A 19950-nucleotide genomic window follows, 5' to 3' on the forward strand; every position below is an offset into this window, starting at 1 on the left:
GGTCAGTTACGCGGTGGCCCTTGCAGGTCCGACGGCGCCGCGTTGTCGGGGCGGCCGCGAATCAGCGATTCCGGGTGCCGTCCCAGGTAGTCCGAGAGTTCACGCAGGGAACGCGACATGCGTTTGAGTTCGTCCAGGGTCTGGGTCAGCTGTTCGCGTTGCGGCGAGTCTTCGGCGAGGGTCGAGCTGGCCGAGTTCAGGGTCTTGCTGACGTCCGCCAGAGTGGTCTGCACGCCGGGCAGAGTCTTGGTATTGAATTGCGCCAGGCTTTTGCGCAGCTCGACGAGGTTGCTGTCGAGGTTGCTGGCAATCCGTTCCACCGGCAGTTGGTTGATCTTGTTGACCATGGCCTCCAGTTTTTCCTGCAATTGCTCGAGGCTGCCAGGGATGGTCGGGATGCTGACCGGCCGGGCATTTGGATCGAACGTGACTTTTTCCGCTTTCGGGTAGAAATCCAGCGCGATGTACAGTTGACCGGTCAACAGGTTGCCGTTGCGGGCCTGGGCGCGCAGGCCGTTTTCAATAAAGGTGCCCATCAGGCGTATGCCTGCGGCCTCGTCATTGGGGTCATGCATCAAGGCCTTGATCATTTTGGTATGCGCCTGGCCGAGGCGTTGCGGGTAGATCACGATGCCGACGTTGACCGGAAAGCTGCGTTTCTTTTCGTCAAAATCCAGATTGATCGCCACCACCTTGCCGATTTCCATGCCGAGGAATTCAACCGGCGCATCGACCTTGAGCCCGCGCAGGGCCTGGTCGAAACGCAGGCTCAGGTACTGCGGTTTGCCGTTGGGCGGGGCGAGGGCAGTTATCTGGTCGTCGAACAGCTCGAAGGTTTTCTCCTCTGCGGCTGGCTGATCGTTGGGGCTGTAGTCCGGAGCACGAAAGGCGATGCCACCCACCAGCAATGAAGACAACGATTCGGTCTTCACCGCGAAACCGTTGGCGCCGATGTTCAGGTCGATGCCGCTGGCGTTCCAGAACCGGGTGTTCTCGGTGACATAGGCGTCATTGGGCGCGTGGATAAAGAGTTCGAGATTGACGCCTTTGCCGTCGGCATCCAGCGCATAAGCCACCACTTGGCCGACCGGGATCTTGCGGTAATAAATCGGCGAGCCGATATCCAGCGAACCGAGGTCCTGGGAATGCAGGCTGAAGCGCTTGCCAGGCTCGCCATAGGTGATGGGCGGCGGGTTTTCCAGGCCTTTGAAGTTCTTCGCGCGACCATCGGCGTGCCCGATATCGGCGCCGATGTAGTCGCCGGACAGCAGAGTATCGATGCCCGAGACGCCGCCAGCCCCGATACGCGGGCGCACGACCCAGAATTGCGAGTCTTCGCGGGTGAAGGTTTCGGCCTGTTTGGACAGCTTGATCGTGGCATCGACACTCTTTTGGTCGTTGCTCAATTCGACATCCGAGACCTGGCCGATAACCACATTGCGGTATTTGACTTCGGTCTTGTTGGCGGTCAGGCCGCTGCCGGTCTTGAAGGTCACGATGATGGTCGGGCCTTCCTGCATCAGGCTGTGCACCACCAGGGAGATCCCCACCAGTACGGCCACAATCGGCACGATCCATACCAGCGATACGCTGAAACGACGGGTCTTGATACTGGCCTGACCTGGGGCTTGCGGCCCGTCAGTGGCTTGCGACTTCATCCATGACCTCCTCGTTATTTGGTTTATCTAGCTCGCTGTCCCAGATCAGCCGCGGATCGAAGCTCATCGCCGAGAGCATGGTGAACACTACCACCAGGCCAAAAAACAGAATGCCCGGACGCGGTTCGATATCGGCCAGGGCTTGAAACTTGACCAGGGAGGCCACCAGCGCCACCACGATCACATCGAGCATTGACCAATAACCGATAACCTCGACGAAACGGTACAGCTTCGACCGCTCCTTGCGCGCCCATTGGCTGTCACGCCGAACAGTCACCAGCAGCAACGTCAGGGCGACGAACTTGATGCCAGGCACCGCGATACTGGCGATAAAAATGATCAAGGCAATGTCCCAGGCACCGGATTCCCAAAACTCCAGCACGCCGCTGATGATGGTGCTGTCGGCGCCGTTGCCGACCATTTGGGTGTTCATCACCGGCAACAGATTGGCCGGGACGTAAAACGCCAGGGCCGTGAACATATAGGCCCAGGTCCGGGCAAGGGAATTCGTCTTGCGCCGATGCAGCGGCGCACCGCAGCGCTCACATTCGTGAGGGTCGTTGGTCATGTCGCAGGCCAGGCCACAGCTGTGACACAGGCACAGGCCGAGTTCGCTGGCGACCGGAGGCGTTGTCATAAAATGTCCCACAGTTCACGGATATCGCGCCCGGCGATGCGGATCATCATCAGGCTGAGAACGGCCAGGGCGAACAGGCCGATACCGGGCAGTACATCCAGCAACCCGGCGAGCTTGATGACCGCGACCATCGCACCCAGCAGGCAGACTTCCAGCATGCTCCAGGGCCTGAGCGCTTCCAGCCAGCGCATGCAGAACCTGAAGCCCGGCGCGCGCTGGCGTGCAAGGGCGAAGCTCAATACCCAGATCAGCAGCAATAACTGGAAGATCGGCGCGATGATCATGGCGATCGCCGCCACCATGGCGATGAACGTGATCGGCCCCAGACTCAGGGCCAGCACCGAGTCCCAAAGCGTGGCGCTGTTTTTCAGGCCTTTTAGGTTGATGCTCATGACCGGATAGAAATTGGCAAAAACCCACAGCACCAATGCAGTGAAGGTCAAGGCCAGGCGCTGCTCTACCGTCAGGCCGTTATAGCGCTGGAGCACGCCGCCGCAGCGGGTGCACAGGGTTTTCTGATGTTTGGCGAGCGTGACTTTTTCATACACGCAGTCGCAGTGCTCGCAGATGATCAACTGGTCAGTCGTGGCCATGGGTCGCATTCGCAAGGAGGCTGGAAAGTCAGAGCACCTCATCAATATAGAAGTGCCTTGCGATTGAGCAAATTAAAAGGCTGAAGACTGGCAGAGTCGCCATGTTGCAGGAGCCCGTCAGGTAAGGCGCAAAACTGTGGGAGCGAGCTTGTTCGCGATGGCGGCGTGACAGTCAACAAAAATGTTGAATGTTATGCCCTCATCGCGAGCAAGCTCGCTCCCACAGGGATTGCGGTGTTAGGTCCTTAACTGATCGGCCCGGCAGTGCCGTTGTTCAGGCGCCCCCGCAGCGAGAACAACCACCACAGATATCTTCGACGTTTGCACTGTCGACCCGTAGGAGCGAGGCTTGCCCGCGAAGGCGATTTCAAGGACGCCTTCGCGGGCAAGCCTCGCTCCTACAGGATTCGGTTTTACAGGGAGGAGGGGAGTTAACCGAGCATTTCGCGCAGCCGATACCAGAACATACCCAGCGCCAGCAGCGGTGAACGCAGGGCGCGGCCACCGGGGAAGGTCATGTGCGGCACCGCGCTGAACACATCGAAACCTTGGCTGTGCCCGGCATGGATTGCCTCTCCGAGCAATTTTGCACACCAGTGAGTCACGTTCAGGCCATGGCCCGAGTAACCCTGGGCGTAGTAGACGTTCGGGTGCTGGCTCAAGCGCCCAACCTGAGGAAAGCGATTGGCCGAGATGCCGATCTTGCCGCCCCATTGGTAGTCGATGCGTACGTTCGCCAGTTGCGGGAACACCTTGAGCATCTGCGGGCGCATATACGCCGCGATGTCCGCCGGATCGCGCCCGGAGTAGTGGCAGGCACCGCCGAACAGCAAGCGTCGGTCCGCCGAGAGCCGGTAGTAATCCAGGCCGACTTTCTGGTCACACAGCGCCAGGTTCTGCGGGATCAATTGCGCGGCGACCTCGGCTGACAGCGGTTCGGTGGCGATGATGTAACTGCCCGCCGGAAGGACCTTGCCGCTGAGCTTCGGCTCGAGCTCTTCCAGATGCGCGTTGCACCCGAGCACCACGCTGCCGGCGCGGATCGTGCCGCCGGCACAGCGAACTTGCACGGTACTGCCGTGGATGATCTCCAGCACATCGCTTTGCTCGAAGATCCGCACGCCGAGGGATTCGGCCAGCCGCGCTTCGCCGAGGACCAGATTGAGCGGGTGCAGGTGACCGGAGCCCATGTCGATCAAGCCGCCGGCATACACCCCGGAATTCACCACTTGCTGGCGGATCTGCTCTGGGCCGACGATTCGGGTTTCATGGGCGTATCCGGATTGAACCAGCTCCTCTTGCTCAGCCTTGAGCACAGCGAACTGCGCCGGCGTATTGGCCAATTCACAGAAGCCCCAGCGCAGGTCGCAGTCGATCCCGTGTTCGCGGATTCGATTGCCCACCAGCGCCACGGATTCGACCCCGGCGCGTTCCATGTAATCCACGCCTTCAGCGCCGACATAACGAGCGAACCCGCTAACGTCATGGCCAATACCGCGAATCAACTGCCCGCCATTACGCCCGCTAGCCCCCAACCAATGCGCCGGGCTTCCAGCAGGATCACCGAGAGTCCGCGCTGCGCAAGCTCGATGGCGGTGTTCACTCCGGTAAACCCGCCGCCGATCACGCAGACATCGGCATCAAGGTCCGAAGCCAGCGTGGGGTAGGGCGCCAGTTTTTTTGCACTGGCGGCGTAATAGGAACGGGCGTGTTCGTTGCGGTACTGATTCATTTATTGGACTTCACTTTGCTCCAGGAACGGGTCATCAGTCGCATGATCGCCTGGGGCGGGGTGGTGGAAATGTAGAGTTTGTCGAGCACTTCCTGGGAAGGGTAGACCTCTGGGTTGTTCACCAACGCCACGTCCATGTACTGCTTGGCGGCCGGGTTCGGGTTGGCGTAGCCCACCGAGGCGCTGACCTTGGCGATGACTTGCGGGTCCAGCAGGTAATTGATGAAGGCGTGGGCTTCTTTGGGGTTGGCGGCGTCGGCAGGAACGGCCAACAGGTCAAACCACAAGTTACTGCCTTCCTTCGGAATGGCGTAAGCGATGTTCACGCCGTTCTTCGCTTCTTTGGCGCGGTTGGCGGCCTGGAACACGTCGCCGGAGTAACCGAACGCCACGCAGATGTCGCCGTTGGCCAGGTCCGACACGTACTTGGAGGAGTGGAAATAGGTGATGTAAGGCCGGATGCTCAAGAGCTTGGCTTCGGCTTTTTTGAAGTCTTCAGGGTTTTCGCTGCGTGGGTCCATGCCCATGTAGTTGAGGATTGCCGGGAATACTTCATCCGCCGAGTCCATCATCGACACGCCGCACTGGCTGAGTTTCTTGATGTTCTCCGGTTCGAACAGCACGGCCCAGGAATCGATGTGATCGATGCCCAACACTTGCTTGACCTTGTCGACGTTGTAGCCGATGCCGTTGGTGCCCCACAGGTACGGCACTGAGTGTGCGTTTTCCGGATCGTTTTTCTCCAGCAACGCGAGCAGTTTCGGGTCGAGGTTTTTGAAGTTAGGCAATTGCGAGCGATCCAGTTTGAGGAACGCGCCGGCCTTCACCTGGCGAGCGAGGAAGTGGTTGGACGGCACCACCACGTCATACCCGGTGCGGCCGGCGAGCAGTTTGCCCTCCAGGGTCTCGTTGGAGTCGAATACGTCGTAAATTACCTTGATCCCGGTTTTGCCCTGGAAATCGGCGAGGGTGGTCTCGCCGATGTAATCGGTCCAGTTGTAGACGCTGACGGTGGGTTGGGCTTGCGCGACGGCGCTGAACAACAATGCCAGCGTGACCGGAACCACGGATTTCAATAGACGCATATCGACACCTCTTCGGGTTGTTGGATTTTAGGCGTTGGCATTCTCCCTGTGGGAGGGGGCTTGCTCGCGAAAGCGGTGTGTCAGGCGACATCAATGTTGACTGTGCCGCCGTCTTCGCGAGCAAGCCCCTCCCACAGGGAGAATGCAATTTCATGCGGGAGATTGCTTAGACGCTAAGCAACAGGAACTCACGCTCCCAGGAACTGATCACGCGCTTGAAGTTTTCGTGTTCGGCGCGCTTCACCGCGACATAACCGCGAACGAATTTGCTGCCCAGGTAACGCCCGACGGTTTCGCACTCTTCCATCTGGGTCAGGGCGTCTTCGATGGTGATCGGCAGGCGCAAGTTGCGACGTTCATAGGCGCGGCCCTGCACTGCAGCGCTCGGCTCGATCTTTTCGACCATGCCGAGGTAACCGCACAACAGGCTGGCAGCAATCGCCAGATACGGGTTGGCATCAGCGCCCGGCAAACGGTTTTCCACGCGCATCGCGTCCGGGGTTGAGGTCGGAACGCGCAGGCCGACGGTGCGGTTTTCTTCGCCCCATTCGACGTTCACCGGTGCCGAAGTGTCCGGCAGGAAGCGGCGGAACGAATTGACGTTAGGCGCGAACATCGGCAGCACTTTAGGGATGTACTTTTGCAGGCCGCCGATGTGGTGCAGGAACAACTCGCTCATCTTGCCGTCGGCATCGGCGAAGATCGGTTGGCCGGTGACAATATCGACCACGCTCTGGTGCAGGTGCATGGCACTACCCGGCTCGTCGCCAATCGGCTTGGCCATGAACGTCGCGGTAACGTTGTGCTTGAGGGCCGCTTCGCGCAGGGTGCGTTTGAATACGGTGATCTGGTCCGCGAGGTCGAGGGCATCGCCGTGACGGAAGTTGATTTCCATCTGCGCCGGGCCGTCTTCGTGGATCAGCGTGTCGAGGTCCAGACCCTGGAGCTCACACCAATCGTAGACATCTTCGAACAGTGGGTCGAACTCGTTGGCGGCGTCGATGGAAAACGACTGACGACCACTTTCCGCACGACCGGAACGGCCCAGCGGCGCCTTGAGCGGCAAGTCCGGGTCTTCGCAGCGCTGGGTCAAGTAGAACTCCATTTCCGGCGCAACAATCGGCTTCCAGCCTTTGTCGGTGTAGAGCTGCAGAACTTTCTTCAGCACGTTGCGTGGCGACAGTTCGATCGGGTTGCCGAACTTGTCGAAGGTGTCGTGGATCACGATAGCGGTCGGTTCGATTGCCCACGGAATCACGTAGACCGCATCAGCAACAGGCCGGCAGATCATGTCGATATCGGCCGGGTCGAGCAGGTCGTAGTAGATGTCGTCGTCGACAAAGTCCCCGGTTACTGTTTGCAAAAGCACACTTTCCGGCAGGCGCATGCCTCGCTCATGCAGGAACTTGTTGGTGGGTGCAATCTTGCCGCGAGCGATGCCGGTCAAGTCGCTGACCACACACTCGACCTCAGTAATCTTGTGATCTTTCAGCCACGTGAACAGCTGATCGAAAGGGACATTCATAAAGACCTCGTTATTGGTTTTAGTAACGCCGGGGAGGGTGGTTTCATCCGACGGACACTTCCCCTGAGACGCGTTGACGACTATCTTGGGCGAGCCTTGCGGTTCCATCTATCCACTTTAAGCAGCACCAAAACGCACCAAACGAGTGCGTAAGGTCACCCATGACAGCGTGCAATCCGTTACAAGTCCAAGCGTTCAACACCGCCGATGTGGCCGAGCAAATCCGCGCCACCCCGGGTTGGGTACAGCATTACCAGCAGATGTCGCCGGGGCATTTCGCCGGGCTGGTGCGCTATCTGGATTTGCAAGGCGTGGAGATTTACGAAGAGCACATGAACACTCGGGTCGAGCAGAATTTCAGCGCGCCGCAAGGTTCGTTGGCGTTCTGTTTTGATCGCAGCGACAACTCGCTGTACGTGTTGAATGGTGAAAGTCGCAACATCTGGATCACCCCCGAGAACTACCAGGAGATCGCCGTGGTGTTCGGTCCGGAGTTCGTTCAGCGTCATGGTTTGAATGTGGCACGGCTGGAAGGGCTGTTCATGTCGGCGCTCAATTGCCAGCAGAACGCGCTGTTCAGCCGCTGGTTAAGCGCCACGTTGACGCAACTGGCGCAGACACTCGATCCGCCGAGTCGTGAGGCGTTGACCCTGCAACTGTTGGAAGACTGTCTGTACATCCTCGACAACGCTTGTGTGCGTCTGGACCGCGGCGGTTTGCAGCGCCGTTCCGAAGAGCGAACGATTATGAAACGCGTCGGAGAATGGGCCGCCGATGCGCCGGAAGAAACCCTCAACCTGCTGGAGCTTTCTCAGGTCGCAGGGGTGTCGCTGCGCCAGTTGCAGCATGCATTCAAGGCCTTTACCGGGATGACACCGACTCATTGGTTGCGCTTGCGCCGGCTCAACAGCGCGCACCGCGAACTGCTCAGCCGCACAGCGATGGAAACGACGGTCGCCGAAGTTGCGATGCATTGGTCGTTCTGGCATTTGGGGCGGTTTTCCAGCAGTTATCACGCCTTATTCAAAGAACTGCCGAGTGAAACTCTGAAGCGTGCAGGTCGGGTTAATAGAATGAAATTTTGATTGTTTATCCGGACTCTAATAAGCCCTGTCTGTAGGACTTGTCTTGCATATGTAGCTCAATGTTTCCATTGTTGATTGAGTACAGCGAGTATTTCCTTATCAATCAATCATCTGAAAGATTTTCACAGTCTTTCAGGTGGTTTGACGCAACACAAAGGTCATCTAGCTTTTGTTCATCGATACAACGGGTGTATCGATCTTAATGAACCGAGGCAAACTCCATGGCTGTTCTTTTGAAAGATTCAGAAAGTAGCAACGACCTTCCCAAAGCGGTACTTCATCTGATATCGGGTGAGTATCCCGGTGTTGCACGCGGTGCAGGGGTTTTCACCAAAGAAGATGTCATCAAAATAAAACAATATGTAAAGAAAGGCCTTTCGCTGCCCAGCGAATTACCGGAAGTCGAGGCCTACCTTAAATACAAAAAAATTGATATTGCCGGGCTTGAGCCAAGCGACATTCAGGTTTTGTTCAAGAAAATAAAAATCCATGCTTCCAGTTGGGATGCGGTGGAGAACAAGATTGTCCAGCAAAGCATCGACTTGAGTTCGGCGGCTAAAAACATCGTCAGCAGTGGTAGTGAGGCCATTTCCATCATCAAGGAAATGCCTATCATGGAGCGGGTGAGGACCACTCTGGGCGGGCTGAGCAATACTGATCTGGAGGGCCTCAAATACACCTCTGATGACGGCGAAGTGGCTACTTCGGTGACTGAAATAATCGAGTTGATGAAGGTCGATATCAAACGTCAGCAAAGCGCAACGAAAGAGCTCAAAGACCGTATTTCCAATTTCAAAATTGAACTGGCGGGCGGGGAGTTGTCGACTGGCAAGCGCGCATTTGGATTGCAGTCCGAGGTCAAGGGCAAATATGACTTGATGGAACGAAACAATTTGCTCGAATCCATCGCCAGTTCCAAAGAGACCATTCGTACAAAAAAAGACAGGATCACCCAACTGGACAAGGACTACGACTATTACGTCGGTATGTCGTTCTCCGGTGGCTTGCCGATTTTCTGGCCGATTTCTGGTTCGATATTTGGCCCGAAAGCGGAGGCCGCCCGCAAAGAACGCAACACGTTGAAGGGCGAGGTTGATGCCCTGGAGTTGTCCGTCAGTGGCAAGGAAAGTTTGCAGAGCGCCATGGAAAGCTCCCTGTCGAATTTTGGCGATATCGGTATTCGCATGGCCGGCGCCGAGGCGGCACTTAATATCCTGAACACAATGTGGCAAACCATCCTGAGCAAGATAGATTCCTCGGCTGAACAGTTTGGACGTATCAACAATGCCTTGCGCCTGACTTCATTTGTCGCTGAGTTCGCGCAGGTGATTGACCCGTGGCGCGATGTAAAGAACACCGCCGGTGAACTGGTGGCCGTTTTTAATGAAGCCCTGGAAGAATACAAGAAGAGCTTTAACTGACCGCGCGGCCAACCAGAGGATACTGCGATGAACACTGTGACAGCGATCGACACTCACCTTATTCCATACATTGATGTAAAGAAAATAATCCAAACCATCCGTGACGTCTCGAGACTCGCCAGTTTCAGACAGGACCGGGCTGACATTTTGCAGGACCGGGCGCAACGAGTCGCTGCGTATTTGAACAATATCGATCAAACCATGCGCGAATCGTTTCCCGTGTTGCTGACCGCGCTGAATAGCGCATCCGGGCAGAGTTATTTTGATGCGCTCGCCGAGTTGAACGACGCCATGGCCAGGAACGATCTGACGTCGCAAGATCGGGACATGGTCAGCGAAGAAATCCTGAATATCAAAGGCAACATCGAGGCGATGCTGGCGGGAGTCGAGGCAAAGTTCACCGATCGTTCGCGCTTTCTTGAGAACGAAGTGCGCAGCTTATATAAGGTCGAGATTGATGAGCGGGCGGATGAGCCGTTGAAAGTGGCACGGGAGCGTAAAGCCAGATTGCTGGTGGCGTTGAATGATCACAGCCTCAGCAAAGCGACGTGTGTGGAGCAGCGCGACACGCTTATCAAAGCGCAGGACGTGATTCGCGAATTTAATCTGGCCGACATGTATAAAGATTACATACCTGACAGCAAAGCACTCGATGGCCTGGACATGGAGAACCCGAAAAAAGAGGCGGTGAAGCAAGGGGTTGAACTGGTTAGAAAGGTCTTGGGCGTTGTATCCGGCGGTATTAAGTACATCGAGCTTGCGACGTCACGGAACAACCTGGACAAAGAAATTCAGGCACTCACCCAATTGATGGAGGGGTTGAACAAGAACCTTCAGACCGCAGAGGATGCTTTATCCGATATCAACGCCGTCGTAGAAATTGGCCGCCAGCGCCGAGTAGTCGGTGAGGAAGTCATTGCGGTGGTGGGTGTGTGGCTGGGCTTTTCCATGAGCCTCGATAAATTGAAAAGCACGGACTACACACAATCTGAGCTGTCCAGATTTCTGAATCGCTATAAAACACACCTGGAGGGACTGACCGCTGACTACAACAGCATCATGATCAACTAAGGCACAGCCAGGGTTGACTGTGAGAGCGGCGTGCCAGTTGCGCCGCCGCTCCCACGCCGATCACTCAGCGCCATCGATCACTGGCTCTGTTGTAGCCTCGGTCTCCTGATGGTGAGTCGAGCCAATGAACAAGTACATGGCGGGCACCATGAACAATGTCAGCAGGGTGCCAATAGATAGGCCGGAGAAAATAACCAGGCCCATGTCATGACGTCCCGCCGCTCCCGCGCCGGAGGCCCACACGAGTGGCGCCACCCCCAGAACCATCGCCGCAGTGGTCATCAGGATCGGCCGCAGCCGTACGCCTGCCGCTTCTTCAATGGCCTCGCGCTTGCTGTGTCCGGCACGTTGCAGTTCGTTGGCGAACTGTACGATCAAAATCCCGTGTTTGGTGATGAGGCCGAGGAGGGTGACAAGACCCACCTGTGTGTAAACGTTGATCGAAGCGAACCCCATGGTGATGAACGCCAGCGCACCGAAGAGCGCCGGAGGCACTGAAAACAGGATCACCACGGGATCTCGGTAACTCTCGAACTGGAAGGCCAGCGCGAGATAGACGATGAGGATCGAGAACAACAGCAGGCCCACAAAGCCGCCGGACTCTTGAATGAATTGGCGTGATTCACCGGAGAAGTCGGACGAATAGCCGGAGGGCGCCACGTTTTTTAGAATACCGCCCAGTTTTTGCAGCAACTCGCCCTGAGCTGTACCACTGACCCCGGAAATGGTCGCCGAGTTGAGTTGCTGGAAGTGATTGACCGATTCCGGCTCCGTTGACGTCTCGATATGCGCCACGGTGCGCGCTGGAATCATTGCCCCTGATGGCGTGCGAATGTAGTAGTCGAGAATCTGGTCCGGGTTGAGCCGATTGATCTGCGCCACTTGAGGAATGACTTTGTACGAGCGCCCGGCGGTCGAGAAGTAATTGACGTAGTTGCCACCCAATGCGGCCGACAACGCTGCGCCAACGTCTGCTTGAGTCATGCCCAGGGCGGCAATTTTCTCCCGGTCAACGACCAGTTTGGCCTGCGGTTTGTCGAGTTTCAGGTCCAGATCCGAGAAATAGAACAACTGTTGTTTCGTCGCCTCGGCCAGCACTGCTTTGGCCACTTCATTCAAGTTCTCGACCGTGTCGGTGGTGGTGATGACAAACTGCACCGGCAATCCCTGAGCGCCCGGTAACGACGGCAACGGGAACGCCGCGATAGACGCGCCGGGTATCTGACTCCACTTCTGTTGCAGTTCCAGGATCAACTGCGCCTGGGACCGATCGCGGTCGGCCCAGGTCTTCATCAACACGCCGCCCAGGCCCTGGTTCAGCGCGGGCAAACCGGTCAACTGGAACATCTGCGCATACTCAGGCTCCTGTTTTGCGATCTGGAAGACCTGATCTGCAATCCTTTCCATCTGCTGGGGCGACGCCGTCGGCGGGCCTTTGATCTGCATGAACACCAGCCCCTGATCCTCGGTAGGCGACAGCTCGCTCTTGGCGGTCATGCCACTGGCCGCCACCAGCAGGAATAGCAGGAAGCCGAAGGTCACCAGCACCGGCCAGGCATCCAGCCCGGCGGACAGCACGCGGTGGTAGCGGCCACGGAGCCAGTCGAAATACTCATCAAGCTTGCGGGCGAATTTCCCTTCTTCCTGACCTGTTTTGAACAAGCGCGAGGTCATCATCGGCGACAGGGTCAACGCCACCACCGCTGACACCGATACCGCGCCAGCCAGCGAGAAGCAGAACTCCTTGAACAGCGCACCGGTCAGGCCGCTGCGAAGGCCGATCGGCACGTACGCGGCAATCAACACCACGGTCATGGCTACGATCGGGCCACCCAACTCCCGCGCCGCGTGCAGCGCAGCCTCCAGTACACTTTTGCCTTCCTCCTTGATATGTCGGTCAACGTTTTCCACCACAATGATCGCGTCGTCCACCACCAGACCGATCGCCAGTACCAGCGCCAGCAACGTCAGCAGGTTGATGGTGTAGCCCAGCAAAAACATGATGAAAAAGGTGCCGATCAGCGACAGCGGTATCGCCACCAACGGCACAATCACCGCCCGGAACGAACCCAGGAACAGGTAGATCACTATCGAGACAATCACCATGGCTTCGGCCAGGGTTTTGACGACTTCCTGAATGGACGTGTTGATGAACGCCGTGGAGTCATAAACGATTTCGCCACGAACACCCGCAGGCAATTGCGATTGCAGTTCGGGGAACACTTTGCGCACGTTATCGGCGACATTCAGGATGTTGGCCGTCGGCGCAGTCTTGATGCCGATGAACACTGAGCGCTTGCCGGAGAACGCTACGCTGCTGTCGTAGTTTTCCGCTCCGAGGCTGACGGTCGCGACATCTTCCAGGTACACCAGCGCATCGCCGTTCTGCTTGATCACCAGTCGCTTGAACTCATCCACTGTGTGCAAATCAGTCCCGGCGGTCAGGTCAACAGTGATCATTTGCCCTTTGGTCGAGCCGACAGCGGACAGGTAGTTGTTGTTGGCCAGGGCCACGGAAACGTCCTGTGCCGAGACGTTATGCGCCGCCAATTTGTTGGGGTCCAGCCAGGCCCGCATCGCAAATTGGCGAGCACCGAGGATTTCCGCCGTCTGTACGCCTTCCAGGGAATCGAGTTTGGGTTTGATCACCCGCACCAGGTAATCGGTGATGTTGTTGGTCGGCAAGGTATCGCTGTAGAAGCCAAGGTACATGGCGTCAGTGGTCTGCCCAACGGCCACCGTCAGCACTGGTTCCTGCGCCTGCGCCGGCAGCTGGTTCTTGACCGAGTTGACCTGGGTATTGATCTCGGTCAGCGCCTTGCTGGCGTCATAGTTGAGACGCAGCGTCGCGGTAATGGTCGACGTACTGGTAATGCTGGAGGAGGCCAGGTAGTCGATCCCTTGTGCCTGGGCAACGGCCGCCTCCAAGGGTTGGGTGATGAAGCCTGCGATCGTCGAAGCGTCTGCGCCGTAATAGGCCGTGGTGATGGTCACTACGGTGTTTTCGGTGCGTGGCCACTGATTGACCGGCAAACCGAAGATCGAGCGCAGCCCCAGTATCAGGATGAACAGCGAGATGACGACGGCCCAGACCGGTCGCTTGATGAAGGTATCGGTAAATTTCATGGGACACCTTATTGTTCTTGTGGCGTCGGGGCAGCGTCGTTCAGGGGCGCATCGGTGTTATCGACCTTCACCGACGAGCCGTTTTTAAGCTTCATCTGGCCACTGGTGATCACCAGATCGCCTTCCTTCACGCCGGAGACAATGGCCACCTGATCACCACGGGTCGGGCCTGTCTGGATGAAGGTCTGTTGCGCCGTGAGCACGTCCTCGCCCTTGTCATTTTTTGTCGTCGTGGCAATGAATACGGTAGTCCCGTAAGGGTTATAGGTGACGGAAGTCTGTGGAATGGTGAGGTAATGCTGCTTGTCGCCGGACTCGACAGAGGCCCGGGCAAACATGCCGGGCACCAGGCGTTGTGCGGGGTTGCCGATGGTTGCCTCGACAGTGACGTTGCGTGTGGTCAGATCAAACTTGGTGTCGATGGACGTGACCTGCCCGGTGAATGTCTGCTTGGGCAGACCGTCCGCCGTGACGGAGACGGGTTGTCCGATGGCAATCGATTGCAACTGAGTTTGTGGGACGTTGAAGTCGATGTAGATGGGGTCGAAGGTTTGTAGCGTCGCGATCTTGTCGCCGGGGTTGAGGTATTGGCCGGGATTGACGCTGGTAATGCCGATGCGTCCGGCAAACGGTGCGCGAATGCTTTTCTTCGCTACCAGCGCCCGTTGTTGCTCGGCGGCGGCGAGTTTGGCTTTCAGGTCGGCATCGTCGGCGTCGACCAGTGCTTGCGACACGGCACGCACCGCCAGTTGAGCCTTGTCACGTTTCAGAACCGTGCCGGCCAGGTCCGCCGTGGCTTCCAGCGAATGCAACTGGGCGATGTCGGAATCGGCATTCAACTGGACGAGGAGGGCTTGGGCCGCAACTTCTTGCCCGGGTTTGAAGCCGATAGTGCGAACAATGCCGCCGACTTCAGTCGTCACATCGACCCCGCGCACGGCCTTCATCGAACCCACCGCCGAGACGCTTGGCTGCCAATCAGCGAACTGTGCCTTGATAGCGGTCACTACCGACGCCGGTTGTGGCGCTTTTGATTGGGCGATCAGCTTCGATATCTGGGTGAACTTCACGCCGGCGATGATTGCGACGATGATCAGGACCACTGCGATCATGATGAGCATCGGTCGAAGCAGCCGCCGTTTGCGCGGGCTGCCTGGCTCGGGCGACCGAGGGGGCAGGGCGGTGTCAGTCTTGACGTCATCCATGGAAGTTCTCACTGGTTCGGTTGTTCGAGTCGGGCGGCAAGCGTTTTATCTGAAGACGTATTCCGTGCTGGTTGCTGAGCGCTGTCGGGCATGATTTCCTTTAGCGACGGCAGACCAAAACGGTCAGGCTTGCCCGCCGTGGCCGGATCGACGTCGGTACGGTTCCACCAACCGCCGCCCAATGCCTGGAAGAGTGCAGTGGTGTCGCTATAGCGCGCGCCCTGAGCCTTGACGCGTGCGACGATCGCATTCTGGTAGGTTTGCTGCGCGGTGAGCAGATTCAGATAATCGACCGCACCGAGCCGAAACTGAGCCTGCGCCAGGTCCAGGCTCTGCTGGGCCGCACGTTCGGCGATAACTTGTTGATTGAGCGCATCGGCATCGGCTTGCAGAGCCCTCAGTGCATTGGCCACATCCTGAAAAGCCGAGACGACGGCGCCGCGGTAAAGGGCCGCCGATTCGTCATAGGCCGCTACGGCGGCGCGCTTGCGATGTTCGAGTGCGCCGGCGTCAAAGATCGGCTGGGTGATCGATCCGGCGAGACTCCAGACACCCGTGCCCGAGGAAAACAGGCGGGTGCCGGCCAGTACCTCGGAGCCCAGCGAACCGGTGATGCTGAATTGCGGCAACTGGTTGGCCACGGCCACGCCAATGTTGGCACTGGCCTGATGCAATTGAGCTTCAGCGGAGCGCACATCAGGACGTTGCTCGACGATGGCCGAGGGCAGGCTGACGGGCAGTTCCTCGGGCAGATGGAGCGAAGCCAACTCGAAGCGTTCGCCCTTGTCCTGATTCGGAAACCGCCCAAGATAGGCCATCAACTGGTTGCGCGTTTGGGCGAGTTGTTTTTGTAGCGGCGGCAAGGTGGCGCGTGTTTGCGCAAGGCTTGCCTCTTGCGTGAGTACGTCGGTATCGGCGATTGCGCCCAGTTCGCGGCGTGATTTCAGCAAGTCAAGCTGGTCGCTCTGTAACTGGATAATTTGCTCGGTAGCCGTCACCTGATCGCGCAAGGAGGCCAGTGTCACGGCGGTATTGACGACGTTCGAACTCAATGTGAGGTAAGTCGCTTCGAGCTGGTAACGCTCGTAATCGGCTTGCGCAGCTGTTGATTCAATCTGGCGCCGGACGCCACCGAAAACGTCGGGCGCATAAGAAACGCTCAAGCTGGCCGAATTGACGGTCAGAATCGGGGCTGAGGTACTACCGGCCCCGGCTGAGCCGAGCGTGACCGGCGACACCTTCTCCCTGGTTTTCGACGCCGAGCCACTCAGCGAAGGAAACAGCGAGGCCTGATCTGCATACACCAGTTCGTTGGCCTGACGCAGCGCCGCTTGCGCCGCCGCCACATCAGTATTGGCGCGCAGGGCTTCTTCGACGAGCGCATTGAGCGTCGGCGAGCGGAACAGCGTCCACCATTGGCCGGGGATATCCATCCCGGTGACCAGTCGTTGCGCCGCGCCACCTGCAACGTTTCCTGCCGAGGCGGTGGTTGAAGGCAGTTTTTCCCGTGAGTAATCGGCGTTCTGAGCGACGTCAGGACGGGAGAAGTTCGGTCCCACTTTGCAGCCAGCGAGCACGGCCAGGCACAGACAACACACAAGTACGGGAGCCAGCGTGTGAGGCTTGGTAACGCGCCGGCTTGGGGATTTGAAATTAACCACTTTTTTTACTCTCTCGGGAATGCGGCGTTTGCACATTTGAGGAGGGACAGCCCGAACCGGTCATGCCGTTTTTTTGTGCAAGCTGTCCAACAGGATAGGTGAGTTCGCCAGTTTTGCCGTGGTCGTAGCATGAAGAACTGGTCAGTTGGCTGGGGTCGTTGTGATATGAGACGAATCGTTTGGCCGCCCAGCGTCGGGGGGCGATTGAGATCCGATGTGACGCAGGAACACACTATTTGATGGCGGCGAGAACGCTATAACGACAGGGCTTGCCGTTGGATCTAATATTTAATCGGAATCAGGATCGTTTATATGCAGGAGGGCAATACCATGCCGACGGGACTAATTATATAACTCAACCAAACAGTCATTTAGTTTAGTTACTGAAAAGCACGCTCATACTGGTTTCATTACGAAGGGCACACAGGATGACGCACAGCCATTCCAACATTCAAGAACTTATCGTTGCACTTGAGCTGGAGCCACACGTGGAAGGCGGTTACTACCGCAGAACCTTCCAGTCGGATCACGGGGCAATGGTTGAAACCGGGCGTGGCCAGCGTTATTCGATGACGTCCATTTATTACCTGTTGACCGAAGATTCACCCATTGGCTATTTCCATCTGAACCAATCCGACATCGTGCATTACTACCATGTGGGTGATGCGATCCAGTACAGCCTGATTTTCCCGGACGGCACATTGAAAACCGTGGTAATGGGCAGCGATGTTATTGCTGGTGAATGTCTACAGCTGCATGTGCCTGGCGGCATCTGGAAAGCTTCGCAGCTCAGGGATGGTTCTACGGGTTACGGCCTGATCAGTGAAGCGGTGTCACCCGGGTTTGATTTTGCAGATATGGAAATGGGCCGCCGACAGAAACTCACGGAACAGTTTCCCCAGCATTCGGTGCTGGTTGGAAAGTTGACGCAAGGTTGATGGTGGAGATTGGCAAGCGACAGAAATCTTTCACGCAAAGAGCCGGTTCGCACGGAATGCATTTGTTGTCGAGAAGCAGGACGCTGAGCCGTCAAATCTTTGGGTAACCGGGCTAATCCTGAAATACGATGTTACGTGTAATGTATATTATGTTAAATCTTGTATCTGGGTGGAGCTTCTCACATAGGTGTCCAACGCCACTAACTGTGAACGCTGGGAATTAATTGGAATGGAGTTCAACTCATCTGATTCCTTTAACAATCAGGCGATTACCGTTTCTCTTCGAGGTTTTTCATAAGTGTGTAAATGGCGTGTGCTAAAAATAACTGGATTGCTAGAACGCCTAGCGTGATGATTTATATATGTATTTTTGAATTGCAGAAAAATAGGATCGTTTCTATAAAATAAGTGGAAGAATTTTCTACGGCTGATTCAAGTCATTGGATTTAATAGCGTCAGGTTTACATGGGGCAATCGTTCTTTTCTGTTGAACGGACTGCCGTGCGATAATTAAATGGAAGAATATTCCTCGCTTTGACCTTGCTTTGCCTACACACATGACTATGTTTTACTTTTTAGTGATCTGGTTTGTGGAGATTGTTTTGGTTGCGCTTATTCACCCAGTGCCTTTGTTTGGGCAGCACGCATCGTTCGCTGCTGCTACGGCCAGTGATAGTACTGACGAATGTGTGCTTGTGGCACTCACGCTGAGTACTTTTGATGACTCTCTTTGTGCGACTGAAAGCCATAGGGTGGCGTGCGAGTTTCTTCAGATTGTGGCTAAAACGCGCCGTGGTGCATTGAAAGATTACCGATCTGTGATTGAAAAAATGCTGCTTTGGTGCTTGCTGATTAAAAAGAAATCGATATTTGAAGTTGATAATCTTGACCTGGCTGAATTCATCTCATTTATTGAAGCCCCACCCGAGAGCTGGGTTGCCATATCAGGTCGACGATTCATACATTCACGGACGGATGTTGTAGTTAACTCCCTATGGCGCCCTTTTCGCTATGCGAGAAATAGCTCAAAATGGTGTCGCCCGCTAGTTAATTATTTCTTGTCTACAATGAGAGGTTATTTTCAAGAGGGTATTAGCATTCCGAAGAGCATGCCCCTTAAAAAAAGACAGTAGCTCCAAATTTAGCAACGCTTGAGGCCGAGGCTGCGGAGTATCTAAAGTTTATTTCTTCCTATACATCGGTAAGGGGGCGTCATGAAAAACAGCTTTTTGTTTTCGTTTGCGCTTACTATCTGCGCATTTCATTGCCTGAGTTTTCTAGATTGGTGACTTACATTCATATGGATGACTTCTCACCTCTCTCGAACGGACAGTGGGCCGTGTCAGTGAGTTCACCCGAAGGGTGTATATTTGCAAATCTTCCAAGTGAATTCACTGATTTTTTTAATCGCTATAGATCCCATCTGGGGTTGCCAGTCGCTTCAATAGCTAATGAACATGCTGCTCTATTCTCTTACAAAGGGTGGGACGATCAACCCGATAGCAGCACAATATATGACTGGGGGGTGAGGCTTCCGCAAGTTTGCACGCTAGGGGTTTCTGCGCCAAAATTATTGAACTGGTTGTCGAATGCATATAAAAATATTCAAGGGCACCAGGATCTGGTCAACTATGCTAGAAACAAATCGCAGAAAGATAAGCTTCACTTTGAAAGAGCGTACCGCACCATTAAACAATTTGTAGCCCTGCACGAGGCTAAGAAAATTGAAAAAACATCCCCTTATCTTAGCTGCTCCCCAGTGCCATTTTTCAAATTTCCTTTGCTGTCCGAAAAAATTAAATGGCGCGTTGACTTTGATAGTATCTTTGATGTACTTCAGTGGCATATAAAGTCAGATGCGCATGATGAGTACATTAGTGTAATTTTGAGTTATATAAAATTTTCGAGCACTATGGAGTTCGGTGCGTCTCATCTTAGGTCGATCGCTTATGAGAAATTTATTCTGTGGTCTCTACTGGTTAAAAAAATTCCGCCACGTGAGATGTCAGAATGTGACGCGACTGAGTTCTATTTTTTTTGCGCGTCCCCTCCTGCTTCTTGGATTTCAAATAAACCTGTAAGAAGATTCGTTAAAGCCTTGAATTCGTCCATGCTGGATCCTAATCCTGAATGGAAACCTTTTTTATCAAGTTAGATTCCAATCGGGACATGTCATTCGTGCGTGCTGCAAGGATAGTTTCTTGGTGTAAATC

General features: G+C 55.8%; 14 protein-coding genes and 1 pseudogene. 6 read left to right on the forward strand and 9 right to left on the reverse strand.

Annotation, left to right across the window (positions count from 1 at the left end; genetic code table 11):
• Window positions 1–2: 2 nt before the first annotated feature.
• The 6 genes and pseudogenes from RHM58_RS25035 to RHM58_RS25060 all read right to left on the reverse strand — a co-directional run bounded on the left by RHM58_RS25035 (window position 3) and on the right by RHM58_RS25060 (window position 7230).
• A complete protein-coding gene (locus tag RHM58_RS25035; RefSeq protein ID WP_201203692.1) occupies window positions 3–1658 on the reverse strand; it encodes an intermembrane transport protein PqiB in 1656 nt (551 codons plus the stop codon).
• Complete coding sequence (locus RHM58_RS25040; protein WP_322268446.1) at window positions 1639–2295, reverse strand: paraquat-inducible protein A; 657 nt, start codon at window positions 2293–2295, stop codon at window positions 1639–1641. Before RHM58_RS25040 ends, RHM58_RS25035 begins: the two co-directional genes overlap by 20 nt.
• Window positions 2292–2888, reverse strand: coding sequence for a paraquat-inducible protein A (locus RHM58_RS25045; RefSeq protein WP_322268447.1), 597 nt, complete (start codon window positions 2886–2888; stop codon window positions 2292–2294). The genes RHM58_RS25040 and RHM58_RS25045 overlap by 4 nt, the downstream gene beginning before the upstream one ends.
• Window positions 2889–3319: 431 nt before the next feature.
• Window positions 3320–4620 (reverse strand): annotated as a pseudogene (locus tag RHM58_RS25050) (NAD(P)/FAD-dependent oxidoreductase).
• Window positions 4617–5705 carry a polyamine ABC transporter substrate-binding protein gene (locus RHM58_RS25055; RefSeq protein WP_322268448.1) on the reverse strand — a complete coding sequence of 363 codons (1089 nt, stop codon included), beginning with the start codon at window positions 5703–5705 and terminating at the stop codon, window positions 4617–4619. The pseudogene RHM58_RS25050 and the gene RHM58_RS25055 overlap by 4 nt, the downstream one beginning before the upstream one ends.
• Window positions 5706–5871: 166 nt before the next feature.
• The gene (locus RHM58_RS25060) at window positions 5872–7230 is read right to left on the reverse strand and encodes a glutamine synthetase family protein (protein ID WP_201196915.1); all 1359 of its coding nucleotides are present in this window, start codon (window positions 7228–7230) and stop codon (window positions 5872–5874) included.
• 161 nt (window positions 7231–7391) lie between these two features.
• Between RHM58_RS25060 and RHM58_RS25065 the strand changes: the two genes are divergently transcribed.
• From RHM58_RS25065 to RHM58_RS25075, 3 genes are all read left to right on the forward strand, one after another.
• Window positions 7392–8315 (forward strand): helix-turn-helix domain-containing protein, encoded by a 924-nt coding sequence (locus tag RHM58_RS25065; RefSeq protein WP_322268449.1) that lies wholly within the window; start codon window positions 7392–7394, stop codon window positions 8313–8315.
• Between the two features lie 221 nt (window positions 8316–8536).
• Window positions 8537–9736, forward strand: a complete 1200-nt coding sequence (locus RHM58_RS25070; RefSeq protein ID WP_201257473.1) for an alpha-xenorhabdolysin family binary toxin subunit A — start codon at window positions 8537–8539, stop codon at window positions 9734–9736.
• A gap of 27 nt (window positions 9737–9763) precedes the next feature.
• Window positions 9764–10807 carry an alpha-xenorhabdolysin family binary toxin subunit B gene (locus RHM58_RS25075; RefSeq protein ID WP_322268450.1) on the forward strand — a complete coding sequence of 348 codons (1044 nt, stop codon included), beginning with the start codon at window positions 9764–9766 and terminating at the stop codon, window positions 10805–10807.
• 60 nt (window positions 10808–10867) lie between these two features.
• On the opposite strand, the gene RHM58_RS25080 is transcribed toward RHM58_RS25075, so the two are convergent.
• The 3 genes from RHM58_RS25080 to RHM58_RS25090 all read right to left on the reverse strand — a co-directional run bounded on the left by RHM58_RS25080 (window position 10868) and on the right by RHM58_RS25090 (window position 16697).
• Window positions 10868–13933 (reverse strand): efflux RND transporter permease subunit, encoded by a 3066-nt coding sequence (locus RHM58_RS25080; RefSeq protein ID WP_201257471.1) that lies wholly within the window; start codon window positions 13931–13933, stop codon window positions 10868–10870.
• Window positions 13934–13941: 8 nt separating this feature from the next.
• Entirely contained in the window at window positions 13942–15054 is a 1113-nt protein-coding gene (locus RHM58_RS25085) for an efflux RND transporter periplasmic adaptor subunit (RefSeq protein WP_201257475.1), read from the reverse strand.
• Between the two features lie 92 nt (window positions 15055–15146).
• Entirely contained in the window at window positions 15147–16697 is a 1551-nt protein-coding gene (locus RHM58_RS25090; RefSeq protein ID WP_416195272.1) for an efflux transporter outer membrane subunit, read from the reverse strand.
• A gap of 530 nt (window positions 16698–17227) precedes the next feature.
• Here RHM58_RS25090 and RHM58_RS25095 point away from each other — a divergent pair.
• From RHM58_RS25095 to RHM58_RS25105, 3 genes are all read left to right on the forward strand, one after another.
• Window positions 17228–17737 (forward strand): cupin domain-containing protein, encoded by a 510-nt coding sequence (locus RHM58_RS25095; protein ID WP_322268453.1) that lies wholly within the window; start codon window positions 17228–17230, stop codon window positions 17735–17737.
• 557 nt (window positions 17738–18294) lie between these two features.
• Window positions 18295–18870: a hypothetical protein gene (locus RHM58_RS25100; protein ID WP_322268454.1), complete on the forward strand. Its 576-nt coding sequence runs from the start codon at window positions 18295–18297 to the stop codon at window positions 18868–18870.
• Window positions 18871–19037: 167 nt separating this feature from the next.
• Window positions 19038–19892, forward strand: coding sequence for a hypothetical protein (locus RHM58_RS25105; RefSeq protein WP_322268457.1), 855 nt, complete (start codon window positions 19038–19040; stop codon window positions 19890–19892).
• Window positions 19893–19950 lie beyond the last annotated feature (58 nt).

The sequence above is a fragment of the Pseudomonas sp. 10S4 genome (assembly GCF_034344865.1).
Lineage (GTDB): Bacteria > Pseudomonadota > Gammaproteobacteria > Pseudomonadales > Pseudomonadaceae > Aquipseudomonas.